This window comes from Vogesella mureinivorans (assembly GCF_007644035.1).
Lineage (GTDB): Bacteria > Pseudomonadota > Gammaproteobacteria > Burkholderiales > Chromobacteriaceae > Vogesella > Vogesella mureinivorans.
Genome location: NZ_VMTV02000471.1, coordinates 113663 through 140053 on the forward strand (window position 1 = coordinate 113663; position 26391 = coordinate 140053).

25 protein-coding genes are annotated in these 26391 nt (G+C 58.9%); 12 read left to right on the forward strand and 13 right to left on the reverse strand.

Going from position 1 to position 26391, the window contains the following annotated elements:
* Positions 1-15 precede the first annotated feature (15 nt).
* A complete protein-coding gene (locus FLQ44_RS12855; RefSeq protein ID WP_147694707.1) occupies positions 16-1338 on the reverse strand; it encodes an amino acid permease in 1323 nt (440 codons plus the stop codon).
* Positions 1339-1577: 239 nt separating this feature from the next.
* Positions 1578-2486 carry a tRNA glutamyl-Q(34) synthetase GluQRS gene (gluQRS, locus tag FLQ44_RS12860; protein WP_147694708.1) on the reverse strand — a complete coding sequence of 303 codons (909 nt, stop codon included), beginning with the start codon at positions 2484-2486 and terminating at the stop codon, positions 1578-1580.
* A 61-nt stretch (positions 2487-2547) separates the two neighbouring features.
* On the opposite strand from gluQRS, the gene fdxA reads away from it, so the two are divergent.
* Positions 2548-2871, forward strand: coding sequence for a ferredoxin FdxA (gene fdxA / locus FLQ44_RS12865; RefSeq protein WP_147694709.1), 324 nt, complete (start codon positions 2548-2550; stop codon positions 2869-2871).
* A gap of 55 nt (positions 2872-2926) precedes the next feature.
* Here fdxA and cheD read toward each other — a convergent pair whose 3' ends face one another.
* The 9 genes from cheD to FLQ44_RS12910 form a co-directional block, all read right to left on the reverse strand.
* Complete coding sequence (gene cheD / locus FLQ44_RS12870; protein WP_147694710.1) at positions 2927-3529, reverse strand: chemoreceptor glutamine deamidase CheD; 603 nt, start codon at positions 3527-3529, stop codon at positions 2927-2929.
* Positions 3529-4602 (reverse strand): protein-glutamate methylesterase/protein-glutamine glutaminase, encoded by a 1074-nt coding sequence (locus FLQ44_RS12875; RefSeq protein WP_147694711.1) that lies wholly within the window; start codon positions 4600-4602, stop codon positions 3529-3531. The genes cheD and FLQ44_RS12875 overlap by 1 nt, the downstream gene beginning before the upstream one ends.
* Entirely contained in the window at positions 4599-5468 is an 870-nt protein-coding gene (locus tag FLQ44_RS12880) for a CheR family methyltransferase (protein WP_240801271.1), read from the reverse strand. The genes FLQ44_RS12875 and FLQ44_RS12880 overlap by 4 nt, the downstream gene beginning before the upstream one ends.
* A complete protein-coding gene (locus FLQ44_RS24695) occupies positions 5453-8197 on the reverse strand; it encodes a methyl-accepting chemotaxis protein (RefSeq protein WP_147694712.1) in 2745 nt (914 codons plus the stop codon). Before FLQ44_RS24695 ends, FLQ44_RS12880 begins: the two co-directional genes overlap by 16 nt.
* A 15-nt stretch (positions 8198-8212) precedes the next feature.
* A complete protein-coding gene (locus tag FLQ44_RS12890) occupies positions 8213-8722 on the reverse strand; it encodes a chemotaxis protein CheW (RefSeq protein WP_147694713.1) in 510 nt (169 codons plus the stop codon).
* 12 nt (positions 8723-8734) lie between these two features.
* Positions 8735-10951, reverse strand: coding sequence for a chemotaxis protein CheW (locus FLQ44_RS12895; RefSeq protein ID WP_147694714.1), 2217 nt, complete (start codon positions 10949-10951; stop codon positions 8735-8737).
* 30 nt (positions 10952-10981) lie between these two features.
* Positions 10982-11326 (reverse strand): response regulator, encoded by a 345-nt coding sequence (locus tag FLQ44_RS12900; protein WP_240801272.1) that lies wholly within the window; start codon positions 11324-11326, stop codon positions 10982-10984.
* A gap of 238 nt (positions 11327-11564) precedes the next feature.
* The gene (locus FLQ44_RS12905) at positions 11565-11870 is read right to left on the reverse strand and encodes an STAS domain-containing protein (protein WP_147694715.1); all 306 of its coding nucleotides are present in this window, start codon (positions 11868-11870) and stop codon (positions 11565-11567) included.
* A 10-nt stretch (positions 11871-11880) separates the two neighbouring features.
* Positions 11881-13275, reverse strand: coding sequence for a sensor histidine kinase (locus FLQ44_RS12910; protein ID WP_240801280.1), 1395 nt, complete (start codon positions 13273-13275; stop codon positions 11881-11883).
* Here FLQ44_RS12910 and FLQ44_RS12915 point away from each other — a divergent pair.
* The 10 genes from FLQ44_RS12915 to FLQ44_RS12960 all read left to right on the forward strand — a co-directional run bounded on the left by FLQ44_RS12915 (position 13226) and on the right by FLQ44_RS12960 (position 24318).
* The gene (locus tag FLQ44_RS12915) at positions 13226-14167 is read left to right on the forward strand and encodes a chemotaxis protein (protein WP_147694717.1); all 942 of its coding nucleotides are present in this window, start codon (positions 13226-13228) and stop codon (positions 14165-14167) included. The two genes, FLQ44_RS12910 and FLQ44_RS12915, sit on opposite strands and share 50 nt — an antisense overlap.
* Positions 14168-14204: 37 nt before the next feature.
* Positions 14205-15140: a chemotaxis protein gene (locus tag FLQ44_RS12920; protein ID WP_147682374.1), complete on the forward strand. Its 936-nt coding sequence runs from the start codon at positions 14205-14207 to the stop codon at positions 15138-15140.
* A 41-nt stretch (positions 15141-15181) separates the two neighbouring features.
* Positions 15182-15571, forward strand: a complete 390-nt coding sequence (gene cheY, locus FLQ44_RS12925; RefSeq protein ID WP_147682375.1) for a chemotaxis response regulator CheY — start codon at positions 15182-15184, stop codon at positions 15569-15571.
* Positions 15572-15612: 41 nt separating this feature from the next.
* Entirely contained in the window at positions 15613-16359 is a 747-nt protein-coding gene (cheZ, locus tag FLQ44_RS12930) for a protein phosphatase CheZ (RefSeq protein WP_147694718.1), read from the forward strand.
* A 48-nt stretch (positions 16360-16407) separates the two neighbouring features.
* Positions 16408-18342 carry a chemotaxis protein CheA gene (locus FLQ44_RS12935; RefSeq protein ID WP_147694719.1) on the forward strand — a complete coding sequence of 645 codons (1935 nt, stop codon included), beginning with the start codon at positions 16408-16410 and terminating at the stop codon, positions 18340-18342.
* A 10-nt stretch (positions 18343-18352) separates the two neighbouring features.
* The gene (locus tag FLQ44_RS12940) at positions 18353-19570 is read left to right on the forward strand and encodes an EAL and HDOD domain-containing protein (RefSeq protein ID WP_147694720.1); all 1218 of its coding nucleotides are present in this window, start codon (positions 18353-18355) and stop codon (positions 19568-19570) included.
* Positions 19571-19579: 9 nt separating this feature from the next.
* The gene (gene tsaB / locus FLQ44_RS12945; RefSeq protein ID WP_147694721.1) at positions 19580-20218 is read left to right on the forward strand and encodes a tRNA (adenosine(37)-N6)-threonylcarbamoyltransferase complex dimerization subunit type 1 TsaB; all 639 of its coding nucleotides are present in this window, start codon (positions 19580-19582) and stop codon (positions 20216-20218) included.
* A complete protein-coding gene (gene rimI, locus FLQ44_RS12950; protein WP_147694722.1) occupies positions 20211-20657 on the forward strand; it encodes a ribosomal protein S18-alanine N-acetyltransferase in 447 nt (148 codons plus the stop codon). The genes tsaB and rimI overlap by 8 nt, the downstream gene beginning before the upstream one ends.
* A complete protein-coding gene (locus FLQ44_RS12955) occupies positions 20654-21445 on the forward strand; it encodes a uracil-DNA glycosylase (protein WP_147694723.1) in 792 nt (263 codons plus the stop codon). The genes rimI and FLQ44_RS12955 overlap by 4 nt, the downstream gene beginning before the upstream one ends.
* Before the next feature lie 89 nt (positions 21446-21534).
* Positions 21535-24318 (forward strand): response regulator, encoded by a 2784-nt coding sequence (locus FLQ44_RS12960; RefSeq protein WP_147694724.1) that lies wholly within the window; start codon positions 21535-21537, stop codon positions 24316-24318.
* Here the strand turns inward: FLQ44_RS12960 and FLQ44_RS12965 are convergent.
* On the reverse strand, positions 24303-24656 hold the full coding sequence (locus FLQ44_RS12965) for an Hpt domain-containing protein (protein ID WP_206208868.1): 354 nt from the start codon (positions 24654-24656) through the stop codon (positions 24303-24305). The two genes, FLQ44_RS12960 and FLQ44_RS12965, sit on opposite strands and share 16 nt — an antisense overlap.
* Positions 24657-24665: 9 nt before the next feature.
* The gene (locus FLQ44_RS12970) at positions 24666-25844 is read right to left on the reverse strand and encodes a methyl-accepting chemotaxis protein (RefSeq protein ID WP_147694725.1); all 1179 of its coding nucleotides are present in this window, start codon (positions 25842-25844) and stop codon (positions 24666-24668) included.
* A 237-nt stretch (positions 25845-26081) separates the two neighbouring features.
* On the opposite strand from FLQ44_RS12970, the gene FLQ44_RS12975 reads away from it, so the two are divergent.
* The gene (locus FLQ44_RS12975) at positions 26082-26390 is read left to right on the forward strand and encodes an STAS domain-containing protein (protein WP_170252971.1); all 309 of its coding nucleotides are present in this window, start codon (positions 26082-26084) and stop codon (positions 26388-26390) included.
* Position 26391: the final 1 nt, after the last annotated feature.

The following is a 26391-nucleotide window of genomic DNA, read 5'->3' on the forward strand; positions in this document are numbered from 1 at the left end:
CCTGCAGCGCCGTGCTTAGCCTTTCACCAGGCGCTCGCGCAGCTGCCACAGGTAGACCGGCAGGCCGGCCAGCAGCAGCAGGATGCCCCACATCACCACCTCGGCACCGGAGCCATAGATGGTCCACATGGCAAAGATGAAGCCGCCAAAAGAGAACGCCAGCGGCGCGTACCAGTCACGGCGGCTGAACTGCTGGTGGCGCTTCAGCATCACCGCCAGCAGCGCCATGGCGCAGAAGGCGTAAGGCAGCAACGTGGTGGCCGTGGCCAGCAGGATGACAAATTCGAAAATCTGCACGCCACTGTCGCCACCTGCGTACTTGCTGGCCAGCAAAATGGTGACCAGCATGGTAGACAGCACCAGGCCAACGATGGGCACACCGGCTTTGTTTTCGCGCACGAAAAAGCGCGGAAACAGCTTATCGCGGGCGGCAGCGGCCGGGATATGCCCCTGCATCAGGCACCAGCCGTTCAGTGCGCCAAAGCACGACACCACGGCACCCAGCCCTACCGCGTAGTAGGCCCAGTTGCCCCACAGCTGGCGAGCGGCGTCGGCAAACGGTGCGCTGGATGCGGCCAACTGGCTGGCTGGCATCAGGCCCTGCAGCGCAATGGTACTAAGGATGTACAGACCGGCGGCAATCAGCGTGCCCAGTACGGTGGCACGCGGGATGGTGCGCTCTGGCTGGTCCACATCCCCAGCCGGTACCGAGGCCGACTCCAGCCCCAGAAACGCCCACAGCGTCAGCGCCATGGTAGCGGGGATGGCCTCGCCCAGCGGCTTGTGCTGCGGGTTGAACTGCACAAAGTCGGGGTTCAGGTACAGCAGGCCGGCAATGGTGACGCCAGCCAGCGGCAGCAGCTTGATCAGCGTGGTAACAATCGCCACACGGCCGGAGCTTTGCGGGCCGCGGCTGTTGATCCACGTTACCAGCCAGATCAGGCCGATGGCGGTGGCACCGGCGGCCAGGTTGCTCTGGTTCAGCACGGGGAAGAACACCCCCAGGTAGCTGACACCGGCCACGGTCAGTGCCGCATTACCGGCCCACAGGGCAATCCAGTAACCCCAGGCAATCAGGAAACCGGCAAAGTCGCCAAAGCCTTCGTGAATATAGGCATACGGGCCGCCTGCCTTGTGCGGCAGCAGGGTAGCCAGCTTGGCAAACACCAGCGCCAGGCAGATGGCGCCCAGCGAGGTAATGGTCCAGCCGATCAGCGACGAGCCGCCATACTGCGCCAGCGAAGCCGGCAGCAAAAACACGCCGGAGCCGATCATATTGCCCACCACCAGGGCGGTACACATCCAGAAGCCGAGCTTGCCCGGTGCGGCCTTAGTCATGGCGGCCTCCCTGGCAAGCGGGGTAAACGGGGGGAATAGCTGCGCACGGCCAGGCCGCACGGGGAATAAGGTATTGCATGGAAAGTCCTGATTGTTCTTGGGTTTTGCTGGTGTCCACAGGCCCGCCCCTGTCTCGGGGCGTGGCTATACCGTGCAGGCTGGCTGCACGGCATCACAAAACAAACAGGGCCTCGACGAGGAGGCCCTGCTGCTGTGCACAAAATTATAGCGTTTTTTGGCTATGCCAGGACGATAGGCCCGGCCGGCACCCGCGCCAGGTGCCAGTTTTGTCGCGCCCACTGCCATATCTCGTCGCGTGTCTGTACGTATGGCGGCACCGGGTGGCCCAGCCGCGCCAGCGCATCGCGCAGCTGCTGCGCCACGTTGGCCGCATCAATCGCCGGGGCCAGCGTTTGCTTGGATAGCTTCTCGCCCGCCGCATTCACCATGACCGGCAGGTGGCAATGCGTTACCGCCGCACCGCCCAGACACTGGCGCAGCCACAGCTGGCGCGGGGTAGACACCAGCAGATCGGCACCGCGCACGATGTCGGTCATCCCCTGCGCCATGTCGTCCACCACCACCGCCAGCTGGTAGGCCCAGAAGCCGTCAGCCCGCAGCAGCACCACGTCGCCGATATCGCGCTGCAGCTGCTGGGCGTAGCGCCCCTGCAGGCGGTCGGTAAACGCCAGCTCGGCGTCGGGCACGCGCAGGCGCCAGGCGCGTGCCTGCCGCCCAGCAGCCACGCCGTGGCGGCAGATACCGGGGTAGACCGTGCCATCCACGCCGCGCTGGCCCTGCTCGGCAATCTCCTTGCGCGTGCAGGCGCAGCCGTAGGCGTAGCCTGCGTCGATCAGTTGATCCAGTGCCGCACGGTATAAGTCGTAACGGTCGTGCTGCCAGGCCAGCTCGCCCTGCCACTCAAAGCCGAAGGCTTCCAGCGTGTGCAGGATGGCGCTGGCGGCGCCGGGCATTTCGCGTGGCGGGTCCAGGTCTTCCATGCGCAGCCACCACTGGCCGCCCTGGCGCCAGGCTTCCAGATAGCTGCCCACGGCCGTGGTCAGCGAGCCGGCATGCAACAGGCCGGTAGGGCTGGGGGCAAAACGGCCACGGTAAGCGGGGGCGGTAGGCAAAGTAGAGGCAGACATGGCGGGCAAACAGGGCAACAATGACTAGATGGGCGCTATGCCCGGCCAGCAGGAGATGATCGTGACGCACGTTGTAACCGAAGCCTGTATCAAATGCAAATACACCGACTGCGTAACCGTGTGCCCGGTGGACTGCTTTCACGAGGGGCCAAACTTTCTGGCCATCGACCCGGACGAGTGCATCGATTGCACGCTGTGCATTGCCGAGTGCCCGATTGATGCCATTACCACCGATACCGACCTGCCGGCAGATCAGGCGCACATGCTGGCGCTGAACGCCGAGCTGGCGGCGCAGTGGCCGGTGATCACCACGCAGCAGCCCCCGCTGGCCGACCACGAACACTGGGCGACGCAAACGGGCAAGCTGCCGCTACTGGAACGCTAGACGCAAAAAAGGTTGGCCGCGGCCAACCTTTTGCTTGTGCTGCCAGACACAACGGCTAGATGAACAGGTCGATATCGCCACCATGCTTTTGCTCGGTATCGCGGTCGATACGGCGGCGGTAGCTTTCTTCTTCCTGCACCAGGGTTTGCTGCGGGTTGATCTTTTTCACCATCACCTTGCCGGTATCGGTAAAAAAGTAGATCTTGCGCGCCACATCCAGCCCCAGGTCTTCGGCCACGATAGGGATGTTTTCCTGCGCCAGAAAGGCGCGCACAAAGCCGGCGTTACGCTGGCCGATATTCACCGTGGTCATGCCGGCAATCACGTTGCCGCCGCCAAACACCTTGGCTTCCAGCGTGCTGCGGTTGGCGCCCAGTTTGAGCATGTCGTTGATCAACAGCTCCATGGCGTGGGTGCCAAAGCGCGCCGGCATCAGGCGGTCGCTATTGCTGCTGCCCTGGTCTGGCAGCATGAAATGGTTCATGCCGGCGATGCCGGTTTTGCGGTCGCGCAGGCAGGCAGACACACAGGAGCCCAACACGGTGACCAGCAGCAGCCCGTCGCCGGAGGCTTCGTATTCGCCTGGCAGCAGCTTGGCCGCAGCGCGGTTGAAGTTTTTATCGAAATATCGATGATGTGCGGTACCGGCAATCGTCATCAGGCCTCCCGCATGGTTTTGCCAGCCAGGTAGGCCAGCACGCGCTCGGCCACCCGGTCCAGCGGGGCCACTTCGTGTACCGCACCGGCTTCAAACGCGGCACGCGGCATGCCGTACACCACGCAAGACGCCTGATCCTGGCCAATATTGAACGCCCCGGCTTCGCGCATGCGCAGCATGCCTGCCGCGCCATCGCGCCCCATACCGGTCAGAATCACGCCCACGGCACGTTTGCCCAGCAGGTTGGCCGCAGAATCAAACAGCACATCTACCGACGGGCGGTGGCGGTTTACCGGCTCGCCCTGCCCCAGCTCGGTGACGAAACCGCTGGCCACCTTACGCAGGCTAAGGTGCGAATGCCCGGGTGCGATATACACATGGCCAGGCAGTATCGGCTGGCCGTCGGTGGCTTCGCACACCGACATGGCACAGCTCTGGTCCAGCCGGCGCGCAAACGACAGGGTGAAGTTTTCCGGCATATGCTGCACCACCAGCACGGGCGGTGCATCGGCCGGCAGCGCCGACAAAAACTCGCGCAGGGCCTCGGTACCGCCGGTGGATGCCCCCACCACAATGATGGCATCGCGGCGCAGGATAGCGGTTGGCGTGCGCGGCGCGGCCGGCTGGCTATCGCGCTGGATAAAGCGCGGCGGCAGGCGCACATGCGCCCCGGCGGCCATGCGGATTTTTTCGCAAATCTTCTCGGCGTAATCCAGCATGCCGCGGCTGATATCCAGCTGCGGCTTGGCAATACAGTCCACCGCGCCCAGCTCCAGCGCCCGCAAGGCGGTTTCCGAGCCACTGGCGGTGAGGGAGGAAATCATCAGCACAGGGGTTGGCCGCAGGCTCATCAGGCGGCGCAGGAACTCCAGGCCGTCCATCTTGGGCATTTCCACATCCAGGGTAATCACATCCGGGTTGGTTTCACGGATACGTTCACGCGCGGCAACCGGGTCGGGGGCAAAGGCCACCACTTCCATATCGCTTTGTTCATTGATGATCTTGCCTAGCAGCTCGCGTATCAGCGCCGAATCATCAACCACTACCACGCGTATCTTGCGCTCCGTGCTCATGGTGTTTTTCCACCCGCCAGGCGGTAAGCAGTCTTGCCGCAGGGCGAAAAGGTATCAGTGATATGCTGGATATTCTCGGAATGCCCCAGCAATAACAGGCCGTGCGGTTTCAGGTACTGGGCAAAGTGCTCCAGGATCCCGGCTTGCGTGGGCTTGTCGAAATAGATCAGCACATTGCGGCAGAAGATGACATCAAACATGCCCAGCTGCGGCCAGCTGCGGTCTACCAGGTTGATCTGGCGAAACTCCATATTGCGCATCAAGCCAGACTTGATCTTGACCATGCCTTCGTTCTGGCCGCGCCCGCGCAGAAAGAACTGCTTGAGCTGCTGGTCACTCAGCTTGGCGATCCTGTCCAGAGCGTACACCCCGCCGGCAGCCTTTTTCAAGACATTGGTATCGATATCTGACGCGACAATATGATAGTTACCCGACCTTACCGCCGGGTCCAGTGTCATGGCGATCGAATAGGGTTCTTCACCGGTAGACGAGGCCGAGCTCCACACGCGGTAGGCGTCGCCACGGTCGGCGTGCTGCTGGGCGTGCTGGCGCAGGATATCGAAGTGGTGTTGCTCGCGGAAAAACGATGTCAGGTTGGTGGTAAGCGCATTGATGAAATGCTCCCACTCATGCGCCCCTTCCGGCGAGCGCAACAGAGCCAGATAGTCGGTAAAGTTGGCCACGCCCAGCCGGCGCACATGCTTGGCCAGCCTGGCGTACGCCATATGGTTCTTTACCGCACTCAGGGCAATACCGGTTTTGTCGTAAAGCAGCTCGCGGATGATGCGGAAATCTTCATCGGAAAAATGAAGATCCCGCGCAAAGATGCTTTCCTTATCGCTGGCTGTGCTCAGAACTCCTCCCACTCGCCTTCATCCGTGGCCGCCGGGCGCACCGCCTGGTGGTTCATGGCAGGCAGGGCCTTGCGCACCGGCGCTGCCGGCTGGTGCACCAGCACGCTGGCTTGCGGCTTGCGCTCCGGTTTGCGCAGGCTGGCTGCTGCGCCGAGCTGGTCCAGCTTGAAGATGGCCACGGCATCGCGCAGATTGGACGCCTGCTCTTCCAGCGATTCGGCTGCGGCTGCGGCCTCTTCCACCAGGGCGGCGTTTTTCTGCGTGTTTTCGTCCATCTGGCTCACGGCCAGGTTCACTTGCTCGATACCCGAACTCTGCTCGATGGAGGCCGCCGAGATTTCGCTCATGATGTCGGTCACGCGGCGGATGGACGATACGATTTCTTCCATGGTGCGGCCCGCTTCGTCTACCAGACGGGTGCCCGATTCCACTTTTTCTACCGAGTCGCCAATCAGGCCCTTGATTTCCTTGGCGGCAGCAGCCGAGCGCTGTGCCAGGTTGCGCACCTCGCTGGCCACCACGGCAAAGCCACGGCCCTGTTCGCCGGCACGGGCGGCTTCTACCGCCGCGTTCAGCGCCAGGATATTGGTCTGGAAGGCAATGCCGTCGATCACGCTGATGATGTCCACGATCTTGGTGGCACTCTCGTTGATCTCGTTCATGGTGGAAACCACTTTGCCCACTACCACACCACCACGCGAGGCAATGTCGGAGGCACCCACGGCCAGGCTATTGGCCTTGCGCGAGTTCTCGGCGTTCTGCTTCACGGTGCTGGTGATTTCTTCCATGCTGGAGGCGGTTTCCTCCAGGCTGGCGGCTTGCTGCTCGGTGCGGCTGGACAGGTTCACGTTACCGGCAGAGATTTCCTGTGCGGCGGTGTTGATGGCATCGGTGGCTTCCTTGATGTTGCCAACAATGTCTTTCAGGCGCGCTACGGTCAGGTTGGTATCGTTGCGCAGCTGGCCGAACATGCCTTCGTACTCGGCTTCTATCGTGCGGGTCAGGTCGCCGGCAGCCAGGCCGGACAACACCTGGGCAATATCGCTCAGGCCACGGCTGGACACGTCCAGCAGCTGGTTGACCTGGCTGGACAAAGTGGCAAAGAAGCCGGTTTTGCCATCCAGCGGGATACGCTGGCTAAAGTCACCGTTGGCCGCAGCGCCCACCACTTCGGACACTTCTTTTTCCACGCGTACTTCTTCGGTACGGTCCGACCACTCCACGACCGAACCAATGCGCTCACCACTATCACTGAACACCGGGTTGGCAATCAGGCGGAAGGTACGGCCGCCCACGCCGATCTGGCTGGTATGGGTGGTTTTCAGGGCTTCCAGCAGGCCGCGCTGGTGCGCAGGGTTACGGTGGAAGACATCCATATTGGCACCCTGCAGACGGCGGGCGTCAAAGTTTGGCAGTACACGCTTGATGTCGTGCTCGGCCACTTGCAGCATGTCCAGCACGCTTCGGTTCAGGTAGATGATGTTGCGGTCGTTGTCGGCAATCATCACGTTGGACGACACATTGTCCAGCGCCTTGCGGATACGGGTGTTTTCTTCCAGCAGGCGCAGGTCTGCTTCGCGTTTTTGCTGCTCTACGGCTTCGCGCTTCAGTTGCTCGGTAATGTCTTGCCACTCCACCACCGTACCCAAGGCGGTGCCCTGCTTGTTCAGGATAGGCGTTACCAGCAACACAAAGGTACGCACGCCTACCTGGATGGTGGCTTTATGGGGCGAACGCATGCTAGCCAGCATGGTGCGCTGGTGCTCGGGGCGTTTGTGGAAACCGTCGATATTGCTGCCTACCACGTCGCGGGCGCTAAAACCTGGCAGTTCTTTCTTGATGTCGGCTTCGGCGTTTTGCAGCATGTCGCCTACGGCACGGTTGGCGTACACCACAATATTATCGGCATTGGCAATCATCACATTGGTAGCAGCAGCGTCCAGTGCGTTGCGGATACGGATGTTCTCGATGGCTTTATCAGCAGCCTGCTTGATGTAGTAGAACAGGCTGCTGGTGTCTTTATCGTTTACCTGCAAGGTACTGCTTACCTCGCCGCTGGCCAGCTCTTGCATGAGTTTGGTGGCATCAGAGGGCTCGCCACCGATCACGCGGAACAGCGAACGGCCAATCAGGTAGGCCGCCAGCAGGCCGATGACCAGCGAGGCAATCAAAAAGCCCTTTGTGATGAGCAAAGAGGCATTGGCATCCTGCTGCAGGCTGACGCCGTGCTCTTGTGCCATGCCTTCTTCGTAAGCGACCAGTGCTTCAACCGCGGTCAGATAGTTTTTTTGTACATCACGCAGCTGGGTGAACAGGAAAACCTTAGCTTCGGGCAGCTGGCCGGCATTGAACAGGACAGTAAACTGACGCAGCTTGGCACGGTATTCCTGGTCTGCTTTCATCAGGCTGGCCTGCAAAGCAACCGACTGTTCTTCGGGCGGGCGCTGTTTCAACACCTCCATGGCTGCATCAATGTTTTTAAGCTGGTCATCCAGCTCTTTCACTTGCGATGCGGCAATTTGCGGGTCATCAGCCAGCAGCGCGGTACGCACGCCACGCGCCGTACCGTTGACGTTGTCCACGATCTTGTTCACCGCGTTGGCACGCGGCATGTGGTTCTCGGTAATTTCCGCACCACTATCGATAATGGTCTGCAGCCGAAGTACCGACAGGATAGACGATGCGGCAATCAGGGCCAGCAGCACGCCGAACCCGATAACCAGTAACTGTTTGACTTTCATGCCTTTTCCCCTGTGTTAAACGTTGGCCGCAACAGCCGCATCCATCAACGCCATCTCGTCACTGCTCATCAGCTTCTCGATATCCACCATGATGATCATGCGCTCCCCTACCACACCCAGGCCCTGGATGTAGTTGGTATTCATCACCGCACCAAACTCCGGCGCCGGGCGAATATCATCACCGGACAGCTCGATCACATCCGACACACCATCCACCACCATGCCGACGGTGCGGTTGAGCACGTTCAGGATAATGACCACAGTGAAGTCATTATAGATAACGTTGCCTACATCAAACTTGATACGCATATCCACAATGGGCACGATGTGCCCGCGCAGATTGATCACGCCTTTGATAAAACTGGGTGATTTGGCCAGGCGTGTCACCGCGTCATAGCCGCGGATTTCCTGTACCTTCAGAATATCAATACCGTACTCTTCCTTACCCAGCGCAAACACCAGGTATTCACGCCGGGCTTTGTCGGTATCACTGCTATTGTTAGCGTCCATGGTGGCCACACCCATTACTAGCACCTGTTAATGAAGCTGCGCCGTGAGTAACTCACCGTGCGCCTTTTGTAAATTCATGCGGACAATCGCCGCCACGTCCAGAATCAGCGCGACGCGGCCATCCCCCATGATGGTGGCACCGGACAGCCCTTCTACCTTGCGGTAGTTGGCCTCCAGGTTTTTCACCACAAACTGTTGCTGCCCCAGCAGCTCGTCCACCATCAGTGCTACTTTCTGGCTGCTGGATTCCACAATGATCAGAATGGACTTGTCCGGCTGCGTAGGCGGGGCATCGATAGTGAAGTACTCCGCTACGCTGATAATAGGCAGATACTCGCCGCGCACACTCACCACCTGGCCACGCCCGGCGATGGTCTTGATCTCGCTGGGCTTGGGCTGCAGCGACTCCAGAATGTAGTTCAGCGGCAAAACATAGGTTTCGTCAGCAATCTTGATGGACATGCCGTCCATGATGGCCAGGGTAAGCGGCAGGCGGATAGTCATGGTGGTACCAATGTCCACCATGCTGCTGATATCGATACGCCCGCCCATGGCCACAATATTCTTGCGCACCACGTCCATGCCTACGCCGCGGCCGGATACGTCGGTGACCTCGGCGGCGGTAGAAAAACCCGGCTCGAAAATCAGCGCCCACACCTCGGTGTCGCTCATGGTGTCGGATACCGGCAGGCCACTTTCACGTGCCTTGGACAAGATCTTGTCGCGGCGCAGGCCTGCGCCGTCGTCGGTGACTTCGATCACGATGCTGCCGCCTTCGTGAAAGGCTCGCAGGGTCAGCAGGCCGGTTTCTTTCTTGCCCTTGGCACGGCGCTGCTCGGGCGACTCGATGCCGTGGTCCAGGCTATTACGCACCAGGTGGGTCAGCGGGTCGGACAGCTTCTCGATAAAGCCTTTATCCAGCTCGGTGTTTTCACCCACCATTTTCAGCTCGACTTGCTTGTCCAGCTTGCCAGCCAGGTCTCGTACCACACGCGGGAAGCGGTTGAATACAAACGCTATCGGCATCATGCGGATAGACATCACGGCTTCTTGCAGCTCGCGCGAATTGCGTTGCAGCAGCGAGATACTGTTCAGCAGGTTTTCATGCTCTACCGAATCCAGCGCCGAGCCATACTGCATCAGCATGGACTGGGTAATGACCAGCTCACCCACCAGGTTAAGCAGCAGGTCAACTTTGTCGGTACTGACACGAATGGAGTTCTCACCCGCGCCCGGCGCCACGGCGGTAGCGGCTCGCACCTCTGGCCGTACCACCTCTTTAACAGGCATGGGTGCGCTCGGCGCCGGGGCAACAGCCGGCGCAGTGGCCAATGGCTCGAACAGGCCAAAACCGTCTTCTTCGAAAGCGACATCGGGCTTACCGCTGGCTGGCGCTACCGGCAACGGGGCAAACAAGCCAAAGCCGTCCTCTTCAAAAGCAATGTCAGCGTTATGACTGGCCGTGCTGGCTGGCAAGGGGGCAAACAGGCCGAAACCGTCTTCTTCAAACGCAATATCACCACTGGGTGCCATGACAGGCAGCGAGAAGAAGCCCACGCCGTCATCTTCCAGCGTGACATCGTCCACCACCTTGAATGACTCGGGTGGCAGCAGAAAAGCGAGCATTTCCACCACATCATCGCAAGGCGATTCTGTGCTCAGCAAAGCCAGGGCGGGGATCACCGGGTCGGCTTGTTCGTCCAGCGCCTGCATGATCTGCAGACTACCCAGAGCAGCCAAACGCTGCCATAGCTCATCAACCGCCATGGCAACGGGGGGGTAGATTTCAATATGCAAACGGCCAGGCACAGCCGCAGCCGGCTGGGCCACCTGCGGTGATGGCACAGCAACCGCACCGGGGACCGACAACTGCTCCAGCTTTTGCTTGAGTACGGCAATGCGCGCTTCGTCTACCGGCTCGTCACCACGGTGAAATGCCAGCATTTCCTTGAGCAGGTCACCGGACAGCAAGGAGGCGTCAACAATGTCACGGCTCAGCGGCAGCTCGTTCTTGCGCACTTTGTCGAGCAGGTTTTCCAGCACGTGGGTGAGCTCGGCCAGGTCGCTAAACCCGAATGTGGCCGCGCCGCCTTTTATGGAGTGGGCTGCACGGAAGATGGCATTGAGGTCTTCGGACTCTGGCTGCTGTACGTTGATCGCCAGTAGAAGCGATTCCATATTGACTAAGTGCTCAGCAGTCTCATCGAAGAACACCTGATGAAACTGCGACATGTCAAAAGTCATGGACGCCCCCTGAAAGTGATTTTCTGATGGTTAGCCAACAAGGCGGCGTACAACGTCTACCAGCTTCTGGGGGTCGAAGGGCTTGACCAGCCAGCCGGTGGCACCGGCGGCACGGCCTTGGGCCTTCATTTGGTCGCTGGACTCGGTCGTCAGCATCAGAATGGGAACAGAAGCGTAGTTAGGCAGGCGGCGCAGCGAGCGGATGAGCGTCAGGCCGTCCATGCCAGGCATGTTCTGGTCGGTGAGCACCAGATCAACCTGCCCTGCTTGCGCCTTGGAAAGCCCGGCATTGCCATCAGAAGCCTCGACAACTTCGTAGCCGGCGCTTTTCAGGGTAAAGGCGACCATTTGGCGAATCGAGGCGGAGTCGTCCACCGTTAGAATTCTTTTAGCCATAGACTCAGCAATCCATCTAGATTAAGTATGCACACAATTTAAACGAAAAAGCCTGCAAAGCCACCATGTTTCTATACGTATTAGCCCATGCACGCCACTTTAGTCAATGTCATGCATGAAACCAAGCGCATTCAACAGATTTCTTCGCAAGCTGTCTGACAATAGCACGCTGTTTGCTACTAAACCTGCGACGCAGGCAAAAGCGGGCTAGCCAGGGTCAACGAATGGTGAACAGCTTGGTAAAGCAGGCAATCTCCAGCACTTGGCGCACGGTGTCTTTGCAGTTCACCAGCGCCAGGTCTTTGCCGGCAGCACCGGCACGCTCTTTGAGTAATAGCAGCATGCCCAATGCAGAGCTATCCAGATAGGGCACCTGCTCGAAGTTGACATCAATGCTGCTTACTTCCGGATTTTCCAGCAGCTCCTGGCTGGCGGCACGAAAGTCTTTGTGAACATTGAAATCAAACTGGCCAATCAGCAAGATAATCCCGGTCTTGCCTTCTACCTTTACGATGGGCTTCATACATTCCTCATCAAGTTGTTTGTATTGATTGCACAACCGGTAGCCGCAGTTCAAAAACCGTGCCCCGGTCATCACGCTTGTACGTAATTGACCCTTTCATATCCTCGACCACGCGCTTGACAATGGCAAGGCCAAGACCGGTACCATTTGCTCTTGTGGTAAAGAAAGGGTCAAAGATTTGGGATTCTACCTGCTCGGGCACGCCAGCGCCCTGATCAATTACCCGAATGACGTAAAAATTACCCTGCAGTTCAGCCTCCAGCCCCACCGCAGAACCTGCTGGCGCATGTTCGCAGGCGTTTTCCAGCAAATTCACCAGGGCGCCCAGCAGGTCTGAACGCCCACCGGACACCACGGCATCAGCCCCGACTTTTGGCTGCCACTGTAGCTGCTTGCTGGCAAGCTGGGCTTGCACAATGGCTTCTACCTCGGACAGCACCGATGATAGCTGTATGGATTCGGCCCCATCCCGTACCGGGCCAACGCGCACGAAGCGCAGCATATCCTGTACCAGTACCTCCAGCGCCTGCAGGCGGTTCATGACCTTGCCGGCAAAGCGGCTGCGGCCCTCTACCGGCAAATCATCGCGCTGCAAGTTGGCCGCATACAACAAGGCGGTGGCCAGCGGCGTACGGATCTGATGTGCCAGCGAGGCTGCCATGCGGCCCATTACCGCCAGCCGCTCCTGCTGTGCCAGCTGCTGGTGCAGCTGGTGAAGATTGCTGACATCCACCAGCAACAAAAACGACCCCGCGCCGGGGAGTGGGCAGGCCACCACCGTAAAAAACCGCATGGCATCTTCGCGGCGCACATACACACCATCGCGCTCGCTCTCGTGAAAGTGGTCGCTCAGCTGCCAGGGTTGGCCGCATTGCACATCCGGCAGCCAGCCATGAACCGCAGCATTCATCGCCACTACATGCCCGGCATCATCCAGCTCCACCACCCCGGCCGGCATGACTTGCAGCAAGGTGGACAGGCGTGCGGCCAATTGCTCGTTGGCCGCAGACTTGGCGACCAGCTCATCATTGGCCAGCTGCAGTTTTACGTTGAGCTCGGCCACCTGGGCCTCCAGCAACTGATAGGCTTGAATCAGGTCATCCGTCACACTATTGAAGTGCTCCAGCGCACTGCGAAGTTGACCTTCGTCTGCTTTCATTCGTAAAACCCCATGCAATTGCGACACATCCATTTGTAAAACATGCTTGAACAGTATGATAATGGACAAGTGACATCCGCGGCATCTTGCCGATGTACAGGGGCAAGCAAACTTACCCTGGCCTTTTTCCGCGGACAGCGTATGAATAGTATTGTCAGTGACCACGTTGAACGACAGCCAACCTCCGGAGGTTTCCGTGTCTGAACTACTTAAAAAAATTGATGCCCGCACCAAGCTGGCCGGCACTAACAAACTGGAGATCCTTCTCTTCTCCCTAGGCGTAGACCAGCGCACAGGCCGCAAGGAGACCTTTGGCATTAACGTGTTCAAGGTTCGGGAAGTGATGCGCACGCCGGAGATTACCTCGGCACCGGAAATGCCGGCCTCGGTGGAAGGCATGGTAAGTCTGCGCGGCAGCCTGGTCCCTGTCATTGACCTGGCCAAGTACGCCGGCATCATTTCGGACAAACGCCCTGAAATCATGATCGTGACCGAATACAACGGCCACACTCAGGGCTTCCTGGTAGAAGCGGTAGACACCATCCTGCGCCTGGACTGGGCCGCCATGCGCGTACCGCCAGACATGATTACCAACCGCATGGGCGGCTTGGTAACAGCGGTAACCGAGCTGGATGCGGGCACCCTGGTGATGATGATGGACGTGGAAAAAGTACTGGCCGAAACCGCCATGTACGGCGACGAACATCAGTTTGTGAATATCGAGCCACTAAAAGAAGAGCGCATGGTGTACTTTGCCGACGATTCTGCCGTAGCACGCAAGCAGATCGAGCGCACCTTCCAGGCCATGCAAGTCAAATACGCCTACTCCATCAATGGCATGCGCGCCTGGGACGACCTGCAGCGCATGGCCAGCCAGGCAGACCTGGCAGGCCGCAAACTCTGCGACATCGTGCACCTGGTACTGACCGACGTGGAAATGCCGGAAATGGACGGCTACATGCTGACCAAGATGATCAAGTCCGACCCGCGCTTTGCCGGTATCCCGGTACTGATGCACTCGTCGCTGTCGGGCCAGTCCAACCAGAAACTGGGCGAATCGGTAGGCGTAGACGCCTATGTATCCAAGTTTGAACCGCAGAAGCTCTCGATGAAAATTCGCGAGATGCTGAAAATCTGAGCTACCTGAATAATCTCTGGAAAAACAAGGAATAGCCATGGCAGCATCTGACGCATCCCTTCTGGCCAGTGTCGACGCCCGCACCAAGCTGGCGGGGTCAAACAAAATGGAAATCCTGCTGTTCTCGCTGGGAACACGGGAAACGTTCGGCATCAACGTGTTCAAGGTGCGCGAAGTATCGCAAACCCCGTTCATTACCCGCACCCCTAACATGCCATTCGGCGTGGAAGGTGTGCTGTCGCTGCGCGGCAACATCATTCCGGTCATCTCGCTGGCCAAGTTTATCGGCTGTGAAACCGACACCACCACCTACGGCACCATGATCGTGACCGAGTTCAACAAGAGCACCCAGGCCTTCCTGGTGGACTCGGTTGACCGCATCATCCGCGTAGACTGGGACAAGGTACGCGCGCCGGAAAACGTGATGAGCACCACGCAGCAAACGCTGATCACGGCAGTGACCGAGCTGGAAGACGGCAAGCTGGTATCCATTCTGGACGTAGAACAGATTCTGGCTAGCGTGGTGGGCGAAACCCGTGTGCCAGATATTCCGACCGCTGCACTGGAACAAGACCAGTACGTTTTCTTTGTGGATGACTCGGTTGTTGCCCGTAAGGAAATCAGCAGCGTACTGGACAAAATGGGCCTGAAATACCATCAGGCAAACAACGGCAAAGAAGCCTGGGACAAGCTGCAGGTGCTGGCCAACCGTAACTGGTCTGACAACGAAAACCTGCACGACACGCTGAAACTGATTCTGGTAGACGCTGAAATGCCCGAGATGGACGGTTATGTACTGACCAAGCTGATCAAATCCGACCATCGCTTTAACGGCATCCCGGTTGTCATGCACTCTTCACTATCGTCCAACGCCAACCGCGCCATGGGCACCAGCGTCGGCGTAGATGCCTATGTTGCAAAATTTGACCCCGCAATCCTCGCAGATACTTTAATTCCGTTCCTGCAACGCTAAAATAGCGGGTTAAACACCAATACTTGGTCAGGACAACGCCAATGGCAGATAAAAACCTCCGTTTCCTCGTGGTGGACGACTTCTCCACCATGAGACGTATCGTACGCAACCTGTTGAAAGAACTCGGCTTCACCAACGTGGATGAAGCCGAAGATGGCCAGGTTGCGCTACACAAGCTGAAAACACAGCATTTCGATTTCATCGTATCCGACTGGAACATGCCCAACATGACGGGCATCGAGCTGCTGCGTGCCGTTCGTGCCGATGCGCAACTGAAACACCTGCCCTTCCTGATGATTACCGCAGAAGCCAAGCGCGAAAACATCATTGAGGCAGCCACTGCAGGCGCTAGCGGCTATATCGTCAAACCGTTTACTGCCGCCACTCTGGAAGAAAAGATGAACAAAATCTTCCAGAACCTAAACAAATAACATCTACATCGCGAACATAGAGCGGTTGAGGAGGAGTAATCGTGTCTGATCACCTTCTTGAAAGTGGCGACTCTCCAGAACTGGAAGCACTTTTTGACAGCATTGCAGCTACCCAGCAACGCAGTGATGATGCGGTAGCCAGTGCACCTGCTGCAGGTGCACCAGCCGAAATGTCACAAGAGCAAGTCATGGGCATGTATGCGCAGATCGGCCAGATGACTCGCAAACTGCACGACACCCTGCGCGAGCTTGGCTACGACAAATCGCTGGAGCGTGTAGCGGATGCCATTCCGGATGCAAAAGATCGTCTGGGCTACATTGCCACCCTGACCGCCAATGCGGCAGAGCGCGTACTGAACGCCACCGACATTGCCAAGCCTATTCAGGACGACCTGCAAGCACGCGCAGACCAGCTGAACCAGCGCTGGGAACTACTCTACGCCAACAAGCTATCCACCGAGGAATTCAAAACCCTCGCACAGGACACCCGGGCTTACCTGGCACTGGTACCGAAACAAACCGACGCTACCAGCAACCAGTTGCTGGAAATCGTGATGGCGCAAGACTTCCAGGACTTGACCGGCCAGGTCATCAAAAAAGTCATGGAAATGGTCAAAACGCTGGAGTCCGAGCTGCTGACCGTGCTGATAGAGTACCTGCCTGCCGAGCGCAAGCTGGAGCTGAACACAGAATTGCTGAATGGCCCGGTAGTCAACCCCGATGGCCGCACCGATGTAGTAACCAACCAGCAACAGGTAGATGATTTGCTGGATAGTCTTGGTTTCTAGGTCATACTCCAAGAACACGCATTAAGTCGACATACAAAGGAAGCAAAAATGAGCGACTTCGCCGGAATGGAAGAACTTCTGCAGGATTTCTTACTCGAGTCGACCGAGCTACTCTCCGATGTGGATAACAAGCTGGTAGAACTTGAAAAAAGGCCGAATGACCGCGCCTTGCTCAATGATATCTTCCGCGGTTTCCATACCATCAAGGGTGGTGCGGGCTTCCTGAATGTCGCACCAATGGTGACGATCTGCCACCGGACAGAAAACCTGTTCGACAAGCTGCGCAACTCCGAGCTGGGCCTATCCTCCGAGCTGATGGACGTGATTCTGGATGCCACCGGCGCGGTACGTGACATGTTCACCGTACTGTCCCAAGGCCTGCCTCCGCCAAACCCGGACCCAGCCATGTTGGCCGCACTGGATGCTGCACTCGCCGGCAATCTGGCCGCCGTGAAAGCACCTGCCGCCGCGCCAGCTGCGCCGGTGGTACAGGTTCAAGCTCCAGCGCCAACACCGGCAGCAAACAGCAATGAACCTAACTGGGAAGCGCTGCATCAGGCTGTGACCGGCACAGAGCAGCATGTTGCTGCCGTCAATGCACCAGCCGCCGCCCCGGTGGATATGGCCGCTGCCGCCACCATGGTGGTGGAAAGCGCCCCGGCTGAGCTGATCCCGGCAGCCCATGTTCCTGCCGCTGTGGTACCTGCTGCGCCCAAGCCGCAAAACAAACCGGCACCGTCTACTGGCGGCCCGATTTCCGGCCAGGAAAACACCATCCGCATCGACACCGTTCGTCTGGATCAAGTGCTGAACCTGTCGGGTGAAATCGGCCTCACCAAAAACCGCCTCACCACGCTGCGTACCGAGATTCTCCAGGGCAATATGGAGACCAATACGCTGCGCTCGCTGGACGAAGCCATCAGTCAGCTGGACTTGCTGGTAAGCGACCTGCAAAACGCGGTAATGAAAACGCGCATGCAGCCTATCGGCCGCCTGTTCCAGAAGTACCCGCGCCTGGCACGAGACCTGGCCCGCCAACTGGGTAAAGAAGTCGAGCTGGTGATTACCGGTGAAGAAACAGAACTCGACAAGACCATGATCGAGGATCTGAACGACCCACTGGTGCACTTGGTGCGTAATGCGGTTGACCACGGTGTGGAGTCGGCCGAAGAACGTATTGCCATGGGCAAAAAGCCGCAGTCGCTGATCGAGCTGACGGCGGAGCAGGTGGGCGACCATATCGTTATCGAGATTACCGATGACGGCAAGGGCATGAACCCTGAGGTACTGCGCCGCAAGGCTATTGCCAAGGGCCTGATCGATGCGGAAACGGCCAACGCCTTGGACGAGAAGCAATGCCTGCAGCTGATTTTCCTGCCGGGCTTCTCTACCAAAGACCAGATTTCCAGCGTATCCGGCCGCGGTGTGGGCATGGATGTGGTACGTACCAACATCCAGAAGCTGAACGGCCGCATCGACATCAACTCCATCCAGGGTGAAGGTACACGCATCAGCATTTCGCTGCCGCTGACCCTGGCGATTCTGCCGGTACTGGTTGTTCGTGCCTGCAACCAGCCTTTTGCGGTACCGCTGGCCATGGTGCGCGAGATCATTCCGATCGACACCACTGCCATTCAGGAAGTATCCGGCCGCCCCACTATCGTGGTGCGCGACGAAATCCTGCCGCTGAAAACCCTGTCCGGCCTGCTGAACTGGCAGCCTACACAAAAGCCGAACTTCGGCGTATTGATGCAGTCTGCGGAGAAGTCGTTCATCCTGGCGGTCGATTCATTTGTTGGCCGCGACGATGTGGTGATCAAGCCACTGCAGAATATCCGCCCGAAAGGCGTGGCGGGTGCCACCCTGTCTGGTGATGGCTCTGTGGTACTGGTTCTGGACATGGAAGACCTGCTGGCAGGCCAGATGGACTCCTCTGCCAACGGCAGCATCATGCTGAGAAACGCAGACAACTTCTCTTACTAAGAAAATTACCATGTCGACATCCGCCTTTCTGGGACGTCAGCCTGTACTGAACAGGAATCAGCAGCTCATAGGTTATGAGCTGCTTTTTCGTCGTGCCGACGATGCCGCTAGCGCAACCCCTCATGCCCCTCTGGAAGCAGACACCCAGGTGCTGGTAAACGCCCTGAACAATATGGGTACCAACTGGCTGATCGGTAACAAGCTGGCCTTCATCAATGTGGGCGAAGCCATGCTGACCAGTGATTTTCTGGAGCTGCTGCCCCCACGCCGCGTGGTACTGGACCTGGCGGCCAACATTCAGCCCACCAACGAGGTGGTATCACGCGTACGCTACCTGCGCTCGCTGGGTTTTGGCATAGCACTGGACGACTTTTCCTTTGATGCCCCGTCTGCCGCCCTGCTGGAGCTGGCCAACTATGTGAAGCTGGACGTACAAAGCCAGACACAGCACCAGTTCCAGACGCAGGCTGCACGGCTGCGCAGCTACCCGGTTATTCGCATTGGCGAACGCATCGAGTCTTACCAGCACTACCACCTGTGCCGGGATCTGGGCATGGATGGTTACCAGGGCTATTATTTTGCGCGGCCGGAAACCCTGTCGGCCAAAGTCATCCACCCGTCGTTTAGCAATACGCTGAAGCTGCTGAACTTGCTACGCGCCGACGCGCCCGTGCGCGAGATCGAAGCCGTACTGAAAACCGACGTGGCCCTGTCGTTCAAACTGCTGCGCTATGTCAACTCTGCTGCCGCTGGCCTGAACACCACCATCAGCTCGTTTAGCCATGCTGTGACCGTGCTGGGCTACCAGAAGCTATACCGCTGGCTAACCCTGCTGCTGGTAACCAGCAACGAAAGCAACCACCTGGCACCGGCACTGCAAAAAACCGCCGTGATCCGCGCACGCCTGATGGAAATACTGGCGCAAGAAACCGGTTTTACGACCGAACACTGCGATAATGCCTTTATCGCCGGCATGTTCTCGCTGCTGGATGTGATTTTTGACATGCCCATGCCCACCATTCTGGAGCACATCAGCCTGCCGGCAGAAATCCACCAGGTGCTGGCCGACCAGACTGGCGGCCTGAGCCTGCTATTCCGCCTGACCATGGCACTGGAGGTAGGTGACCCATCCCTGCCTAACCTGGCCTACCAGCTATCCTTATCACCGGACCAGCTGAACCAGCTTCACACCTCTGCCCTGGCCTGGGTAGAAGAACTCGGACTTTGACTTACCCTGATGAATTTACTTGCCATCGATTGCTCGAACCAGAACCTGTCAGTAGCACTCGCCACGCCGCAGGGCATACACAGCCAGCACCATAGCGTCAAACAAGGCCATTCCGACCATGCATTGGCAGCCATCCACCAGCTGTTAAGCGATAACGGCGTCAGCCTGGCACAGCTGGATGCCATCCTGTTCGGCCAAGGGCCAGGGGCCTTTACCGGCCTGCGCATTGCCGCCGGCATCGCCATGGGTTTGGCAACGGCCGCCGGCCTGCCGGTCATCGGCATACCCACACTAGACGCCATCGCGCGCAGCTTGCCACAAGGTAGCGGCCTGGCCGTCATCGATGCCCGTATGGGCGAGGTCTATGCTGCGCACTACCTGCATGGCCAGTGCCATGGCGAAATCAGCGTGGTAAAAGCAGAACAAGTGCAGCTGGATGGCATCACTGCTGTTGCAGGAGATGCCGTCAACCTGCTCCCCCCGCACGACCTGCCTGCCTGCCATGTGGTGCCACAAGCCAGTGACTATATCGCCCTGTACCGCGAAAACCCTGCCCGCTACCCGGCCAGCATGAGTGCAGAGCTACTCTACGTGCGTAACAAGATTGCCCTGACCGCCAGCGAGCAACGCGAGCAGAAACGTGGCTGACTTTACCCGCGCCCAGCCGGCAGATGCCCACCGGCTAGCCCGTGCCGAGGCAGACAGCACGCCCCACGCGTGGAGCAGCACCCTGTATGCCGGCTCACTGGAGAGCGAGCACGACACCGTCTGGCTCATGCAGGAGGATAATGTACTGCTAGGTGCCGCGGTGCTGATGCAGGTGCTGGACGAAGCGCATGTGCAGAACTTCTTTATCCACGCCAGCCACCAAGGGCAAGGCCTGGGCGGCCAACTACTGCGCTACATACAGCAGCAGGCCAGGCAACACGGCGCCAGCTGTCTGTTTCTGGAAGTACGCGCCAGCAACCGTATTGCCGTGCAGCTTTATCAGCGTGCCGGCTTTATCCAGTACAGCACGCGTAAAGCTTACTACCGCCACGCCGATGGCAGCCGCGAAGACGCCATCCTGATGAAAGCTACCCTATGAGCCGCAGTGCATTTGTCCTGCAGGAAATGGGCCTTAGCCCGCTATGGCGGCCCCGTGGCGAACCCGATATACACGACAGCCCTGCAAACCTGGCCGCCCCTATAGCAGAAACGGCAGCCATCGTCACGGTAGCCACGCCACCAAGCCCAGCCGCCATGGCCACCCCTGCCCCGGTTGAAATACCGTTTGAAATAAAAGAAGCCACCCGGCCGGCCAAACTGCCGGATGCCCTGCCGATACAAGACTGGGATAGCCTGCATGCGCACGTGGCGGCCTGCCAGCGCTGCGAGCTAGCCAAGACGCGGCACAATGTCGTGGTTGGCCGTGGCAACCCCACGGCACGCCTGCTGATTATTGGCGAGGCCCCCGGCGAACAGGAAGACCGCCAAGGGCTGCCCTTTGTCGGCAAAGCCGGCCAGCTGCTGGAAAACATGTTGGCCGCAGCCGGTATCCACAGCACGGAAGATGTTTATATCTGCAATGTGGTGAAATGCCGCCCACCGGGTAACCGCAACCCGGCCCCGGCCGAAATCGCCAGCTGCGCTAGCTATCTGCAGTGGCAAATCGATACCATACAGCCCGACCTGATTGTGGCACTCGGCCGCTTTGCCGCCCACACCCTGCTCAACAGCCAGGCACCGATCAGCACCCTGCGCAAGCAGCTACACCATGCACATGGCCGCCCTTTACTGGTGACCTTCCACCCGGCCTACCTGCTGCGCAGCCCGGGCGAAAAAGCCAAAGCCTGGCAAGACTGGCACCAGGTCAAATGCCAGCTAGCCAGCTAAACCAGCAAAATACTGCCGGCACCGTGCAACACCGACTTGGCATACGCTAGTATATCGATATATCCATACTGCTAGCGGGGCCTGCTACCATGCAGAAGAAAACCACCTTCTATCTGCTGGTGCTGATGGAAGTGCTGCTGATCATCAGCATTGCCAAGCTGGCAACCATGCTGCTGCAGCCAGCGCTACCCGCAGTGCTGGGCCAGATACCCGCTACCCTGCTCGATGGCCTGCTGCTTACCCTGCTAGCCAGCCCGCTGCTGATATGGCGTATAGACACTCGCCTGCGCCAGCAGCCCGCCAGCCCCACCGCCCCGCATGCGCCACACATCCAGGCCATCAGTATTGGCGTCACGCTGTTTGGTCTGCTGCTTGCCGCTGCCAGCATCAACCGTGACACACTCGCCATCGTTGCCATCGCCGGCTTTATCATGAGCGTGCTGGCAGGCTTGGCCAGCTGGCTGCTACTGCATAACAAACAGCGGGCCGAGCAGCTGGCAGCCAGCATGACCAAAGACCTGGCCCTGCTCGCCAAGGTAGCCCGGCATACCACCAACGCCATTGTGATTACCGATACCGACAGGCGTATTACCTGGGTAAACGAGGGGTTTACCCGGCTAACCGGCTACACCCTGGAAGAAGTGCTGGGGCAACGGCCCGGCACACTGCTGCAATCGCCAGATAGCGACCAGGCCGCCATTGCCCGCATCCGCCAGGCGCTGGCACAAGAGCAGCCCTATCAAGGCAAACTGCTGAACCGGGACAAATCTGGCCGCGACTACTGGGTAGCCTTGGAGATCCAGCCACTGCACGACGAACACCAGCGCCTGGAAGGTTTCATGGCGATTGAAAGTGATATCACCCTGCAAGAGGCCATCCAGGACGACCTGCACAATGCGCTGCTGGAAACCCAAACCGTACACGACATCATCCAGCAGCACTTTATTGTGTCCATTGCCGACCCAGGCGGCCATATCATCAGTGCCAACCAGGCATTTACCGACATCAGCGGCTACACCCTGCCCGAGCTACTGAACCAGGACCACAAGCTACTGAATGCCGGTGTGCACGAGCCGGCCTTCTGGCAGCACATGTGGCAAACGCTGGCACGCGGCCAACCTTGGCGTGGCGACGTATGCAACCGCCACAAAGACGGCAGCCTGTACTGGGTAGACAGCATCATCGCCCCCTTCATGACTACCCAGGGCGAAATAGAACGCTACGTCTCCATTCGCCGTGATATCACCGCCAGCAAGGTACACGAAGCATCGCTGCAAGAAGCCAAGCATCAGGCCGAACAAGCCAGCCAGGCCAAGAGCCGCTTTCTGGCCAATATGAGCCACGAAATCCGCACCCCGATGAACGCCATACTGGGCCTGCTGCAGCTGTTGCAACACACACCGTTGGCCGTAGAGCAGCAAGACTATGTGGACAAGACCGAAGCCGCCGCACGCTCGCTGCTGGGCTTACTGAATGACATCCTGGATTTTTCCAAGGTAGAAGCCGGCAAAATGACCCTGGACCTGCAGCCCTTCCGCCTGGACCAGCTCATGCACAACTTGTCGGTCATCCTGTCGGTCACCAGCCTGAACAAGCCGCTCGAGCTGATTTTCAATGTGGATGCCAAAATTCCCCCCTGGCTTACCGGCGATGCCATGCGGCTGCAGCAGGTACTGCTCAACCTGGCCGGCAATGCCATCAAGTTTACCGAGGCCGGCGAAGTGCTGGTCCGTATCACGCTGCAAGCCCGCACCCGGGAAAGCGCCACCCTGCTGTTCAGCGTGCACGACACCGGTATCGGCATCAGCAGCGAGCAGCTGGGCAAGCTGTTCCACAGCTTTAGCCAGGCCGAAACCTCCACCACCCGCCGTTTTGGCGGCACAGGGCTAGGGCTGGCCATCAGCCAGCGCATGGTACAACTCATGGGTGGCGATATCAGCGTAGACAGCCAGACCGGCAAAGGCAGTTGCTTCAGCTTTGAGCTTACCCTGGCCGTGCCCCCCACCCTGAACGAGCAGCCCGTCATCCCCGCCGGCAAAGCCCTGTCAGTACTGATCGTGGACGACAACCCCGTCGCCCGCGAAGCCACCGCCGCCATGGTGGCCCAGCTAGGCTGGCACGCCAGCTGCCTGGAAAGTGGCGAACAACTGGTGAGCATGCTGGCCAGCCTGGCAGGCAAACCGCTACCGTACCAGCTGGTATTGATTGACTGGCAAATGCCGGGCCTGGACGGCTGGGCCAGCTGCCGCGAGCTGCGCCGCTACGACAGCCAGGTAAAAATGGTGATGGTCACTGCCCACGGGCGAGATATGTTGGCCGCAAAATCAGACCGCGAACGCAGCTTGCTGGCCGGCTTTCTGGTGAAGCCGCTCACCCAGAGCATGCTGAAAGAAACCGTCGATCAGCTGCAGTTCGCACAGCTGGCCACCCCCGACGATACGGCGCCGGCCACCCATCACGCACAGCCACAGATCGCCCCCTTAGCCGGGCTGCGGCTGCTGCTGGTGGAAGACAATGCCACCAACCGGCTGGTAGCCAAGGGCTTGCTCAGCAAAGAAGGGGCCGAGATTGATATTGCAGAAAACGGTGAGCTGGCCGTGCATGCCGTAGCCAACATGAACCCGCGCTACGATGCGGTACTGATGGACCTGCAAATGCCGGTGATGGATGGGCTGACTGCCACGCGGGAAATCCGGCAAACCCTGGGTGAAACACAGCTACCGATTATTGCCATGACGGCCAATGCCATGCACGACGACCGCGCCAACTGCCTGGCAGCCGGCATGAACGACCATATCGGCAAACCCTTCGCCATAGCCGACCTGCGCGACATGCTGCTGCGGCACATCGCCGCCACTCAGGCCGGCAAATAAACCGCAACCGCCTGGGTGAAACGCTGCCAGGCCTGCATGCACGCCAGCCATGCCGCCTCCAGCACGGGCTGGCTGCCGTCCTCTGCGGTAGCAAGTTGCTCCAGATACCTGGCCGCTTGCGATAAAGCCAGCGCACCCATGACGGCAGCGGAGCTCTTGAGTGAATGCGCCGCGCGCCGCGCCACCGGCCAGTCGCCCGCCAGCCAGTGCTCGCGGTATTGCTGCATCAGCAGCGGCGCTTCTTGCAAAAAAGCCGCAAGCGCCTCGCAGTAAAGCTCTACCATGCCCGCCATATTGGCCAGCGCGGCGTGGTAGTCCAGATCAGGCAACGTACTCACACAAACACCCTAAAACAATTCGATATCATGATGCCTGGCAGGCTGCTCGGCCGGCGGCGGCTGGCGCAGGGCTTGCAATTGCAGCCGGCATTGCTCGCGCGTTGCGGCCAAAGTCTCGCCACTACCCGATGCCGACAGTAGCTGCGGCGCCAGCTGCTGCAAAGCTTGCAGCGTAGACACGCACTGCCCGGCACGGCCCAGCAGCTGGCTCAGGCGGTCCTGGAACTGCAAGGAGGTAATAGCCACATTGGTACTGTGCTCCACCTGCCCGGCAATGCCGTTAAGCTGGGTAACCGCCCCCGCCATCCCCTGGCTTAGCTCGTTGATCTGGCCCATCGTGTGTTGCACACGCATTTTGGCCTCCAGCACATAGCTCATATCATGCGACGCCAGGTCCGCAATACTGGCATGCGCCTCCTCCACCATTTTCTGCACCGATAAAATGGTCTGGCTGATCTGCTCGTTAAAATCATGCGTACGCAGTGACAGCGCACGGACTTCGTCAGCCACCACGGCAAACCCGCGCCCGGCCTCCCCCGCCCGTGCCGCCTCGATGGCGGCATTCAGTGCCAGCATATTGGTCTGCTTGGAAATACCGTCGATATCCGCCAGAAAGGCATGCACACTGCGGATTTTTTCATCGATCTCGGTCATGTGGTTGACCTGCACAATGCTCACCTGGCTGGTACGCAAGGTATTTTCCACAAAGATTTCCAGCGTGGCATTGGTGTCATGGGCAAAGCGCTCGAAACTGGCGGTATGCTGGTTATTACCGCCCTCCCCGGCACCAATCATGCTGATGGCGATATCCTGCTGCGCCTTGGCATGGCGCGTAATGCTGCTGAAGCTATCCAGCAGCCCCCCGATGGCATCTTGCAGCAAGCGGTTGGCTTCCTGTAGCTGCCCATCCAGCTGCTGGCACTGCTCGACATACGCTTGCTGTAGCTGCTGCCACAGCGGCTCGGTCTCTTGCCACGCAGCCCCCTGCTCCCCTGCCCGTTCGTCACGCTGCTGCGCCTGCCCCGACCGCATGCACACGCCGACAACCAACAGCAACAGGCAAGTAAACCCGCTATGCAGTAATGCGGCCAACCACCCTTGCTGTGCCAGCAAAGCCGCCGATATGTGCCATATCAATACGGCAAACAGGGCAAGGCCCAGCAAAAAGGCCTGCTTTTTGTGAGACATAGTCTCCCCTCGAATTATTTGCCACACAGCGCGATGATCCTCTCTAGTATTAGACCATGCACCCTGCGCAACGCAGCTTATTGTATAGATAACATTGTATGCCTCACCGAGCCCGTAGCAAGAGGCAGCACGTTGTAACGATAAGGCTGGTTAATACACGGGCGAATGCATACAATAACCATACCGCATACCCCTTACCCTTGCCAGCCGCCACGACCAACCAAGCAAAGGCCAACCATGTCTGTCACGTTTCATATCCGGGAGCAAGAAGCCACCATCCAGGTGCACGGGCACTTCAATTTTGCTCAGCATGGCGCATTCCGTGATGCCTGCAAAGCCGTGCTGGCGCAGCCGGGGGTAAAATCGGTAGAAATCAACCTGATGGAAGTAGACCATCTGGATAGCTCGGCACTGGGCATGTTGCTGGTATTGCGCGACCAGGTAGAAGAACGCCATATTCAGCGCCTGCTGATCAGTAACGCCAAACCTGTGGTTCGCCAGATTTTCGCCATCGCCAAGTTCGACAAGTTTTTTGAAATAGACTGAA

Bases quoted from the DNA above. Each gene is read 5' to 3' on its own strand.
- gluQRS (WP_147694708.1), bottom strand. From the start codon at position 2,486: ATGTCTGCCTCTACTTTGCCTACCGCCCCCGCTTACCGTGGCCGTTTT.
- FLQ44_RS12875 (WP_147694711.1), bottom strand. From the start codon at position 4,602: ATGAGCACGGAGCGCAAGATACGCGTGGTAGTGGTTGATGATTCGGCG.
- FLQ44_RS12975 (WP_170252971.1), top strand. From the start codon at position 26,082: ATGTCTGTCACGTTTCATATCCGGGAGCAAGAAGCCACCATCCAGGTG.
- FLQ44_RS12955 (WP_147694723.1), top strand. From the start codon at position 20,654: ATGAGCCGCAGTGCATTTGTCCTGCAGGAAATGGGCCTTAGCCCGCTA.
- tsaB (WP_147694721.1), top strand. From the start codon at position 19,580: ATGAATTTACTTGCCATCGATTGCTCGAACCAGAACCTGTCAGTAGCA.
- cheY (WP_147682375.1), top strand. From the start codon at position 15,182: ATGGCAGATAAAAACCTCCGTTTCCTCGTGGTGGACGACTTCTCCACC.
- FLQ44_RS12960 (WP_147694724.1), top strand. From the start codon at position 21,535: ATGCAGAAGAAAACCACCTTCTATCTGCTGGTGCTGATGGAAGTGCTG.
- FLQ44_RS24695 (WP_147694712.1), bottom strand. From the start codon at position 8,197: ATGAAAGTCAAACAGTTACTGGTTATCGGGTTCGGCGTGCTGCTGGCC.
- FLQ44_RS12920 (WP_147682374.1), top strand. From the start codon at position 14,205: ATGGCAGCATCTGACGCATCCCTTCTGGCCAGTGTCGACGCCCGCACC.
- FLQ44_RS12890 (WP_147694713.1), bottom strand. From the start codon at position 8,722: ATGGGTGTGGCCACCATGGACGCTAACAATAGCAGTGATACCGACAAA.
- FLQ44_RS12855 (WP_147694707.1), bottom strand. From the start codon at position 1,338: ATGACTAAGGCCGCACCGGGCAAGCTCGGCTTCTGGATGTGTACCGCC.
- FLQ44_RS12895 (WP_147694714.1), bottom strand. From the start codon at position 10,951: ATGACTTTTGACATGTCGCAGTTTCATCAGGTGTTCTTCGATGAGACT.
- FLQ44_RS12905 (WP_147694715.1), bottom strand. From the start codon at position 11,870: ATGAAGCCCATCGTAAAGGTAGAAGGCAAGACCGGGATTATCTTGCTG.
- FLQ44_RS12935 (WP_147694719.1), top strand. From the start codon at position 16,408: ATGAGCGACTTCGCCGGAATGGAAGAACTTCTGCAGGATTTCTTACTC.
- FLQ44_RS12940 (WP_147694720.1), top strand. From the start codon at position 18,353: ATGTCGACATCCGCCTTTCTGGGACGTCAGCCTGTACTGAACAGGAAT.
- cheD (WP_147694710.1), bottom strand. From the start codon at position 3,529: ATGACGATTGCCGGTACCGCACATCATCGATATTTCGATAAAAACTTC.
- FLQ44_RS12970 (WP_147694725.1), bottom strand. From the start codon at position 25,844: ATGTCTCACAAAAAGCAGGCCTTTTTGCTGGGCCTTGCCCTGTTTGCC.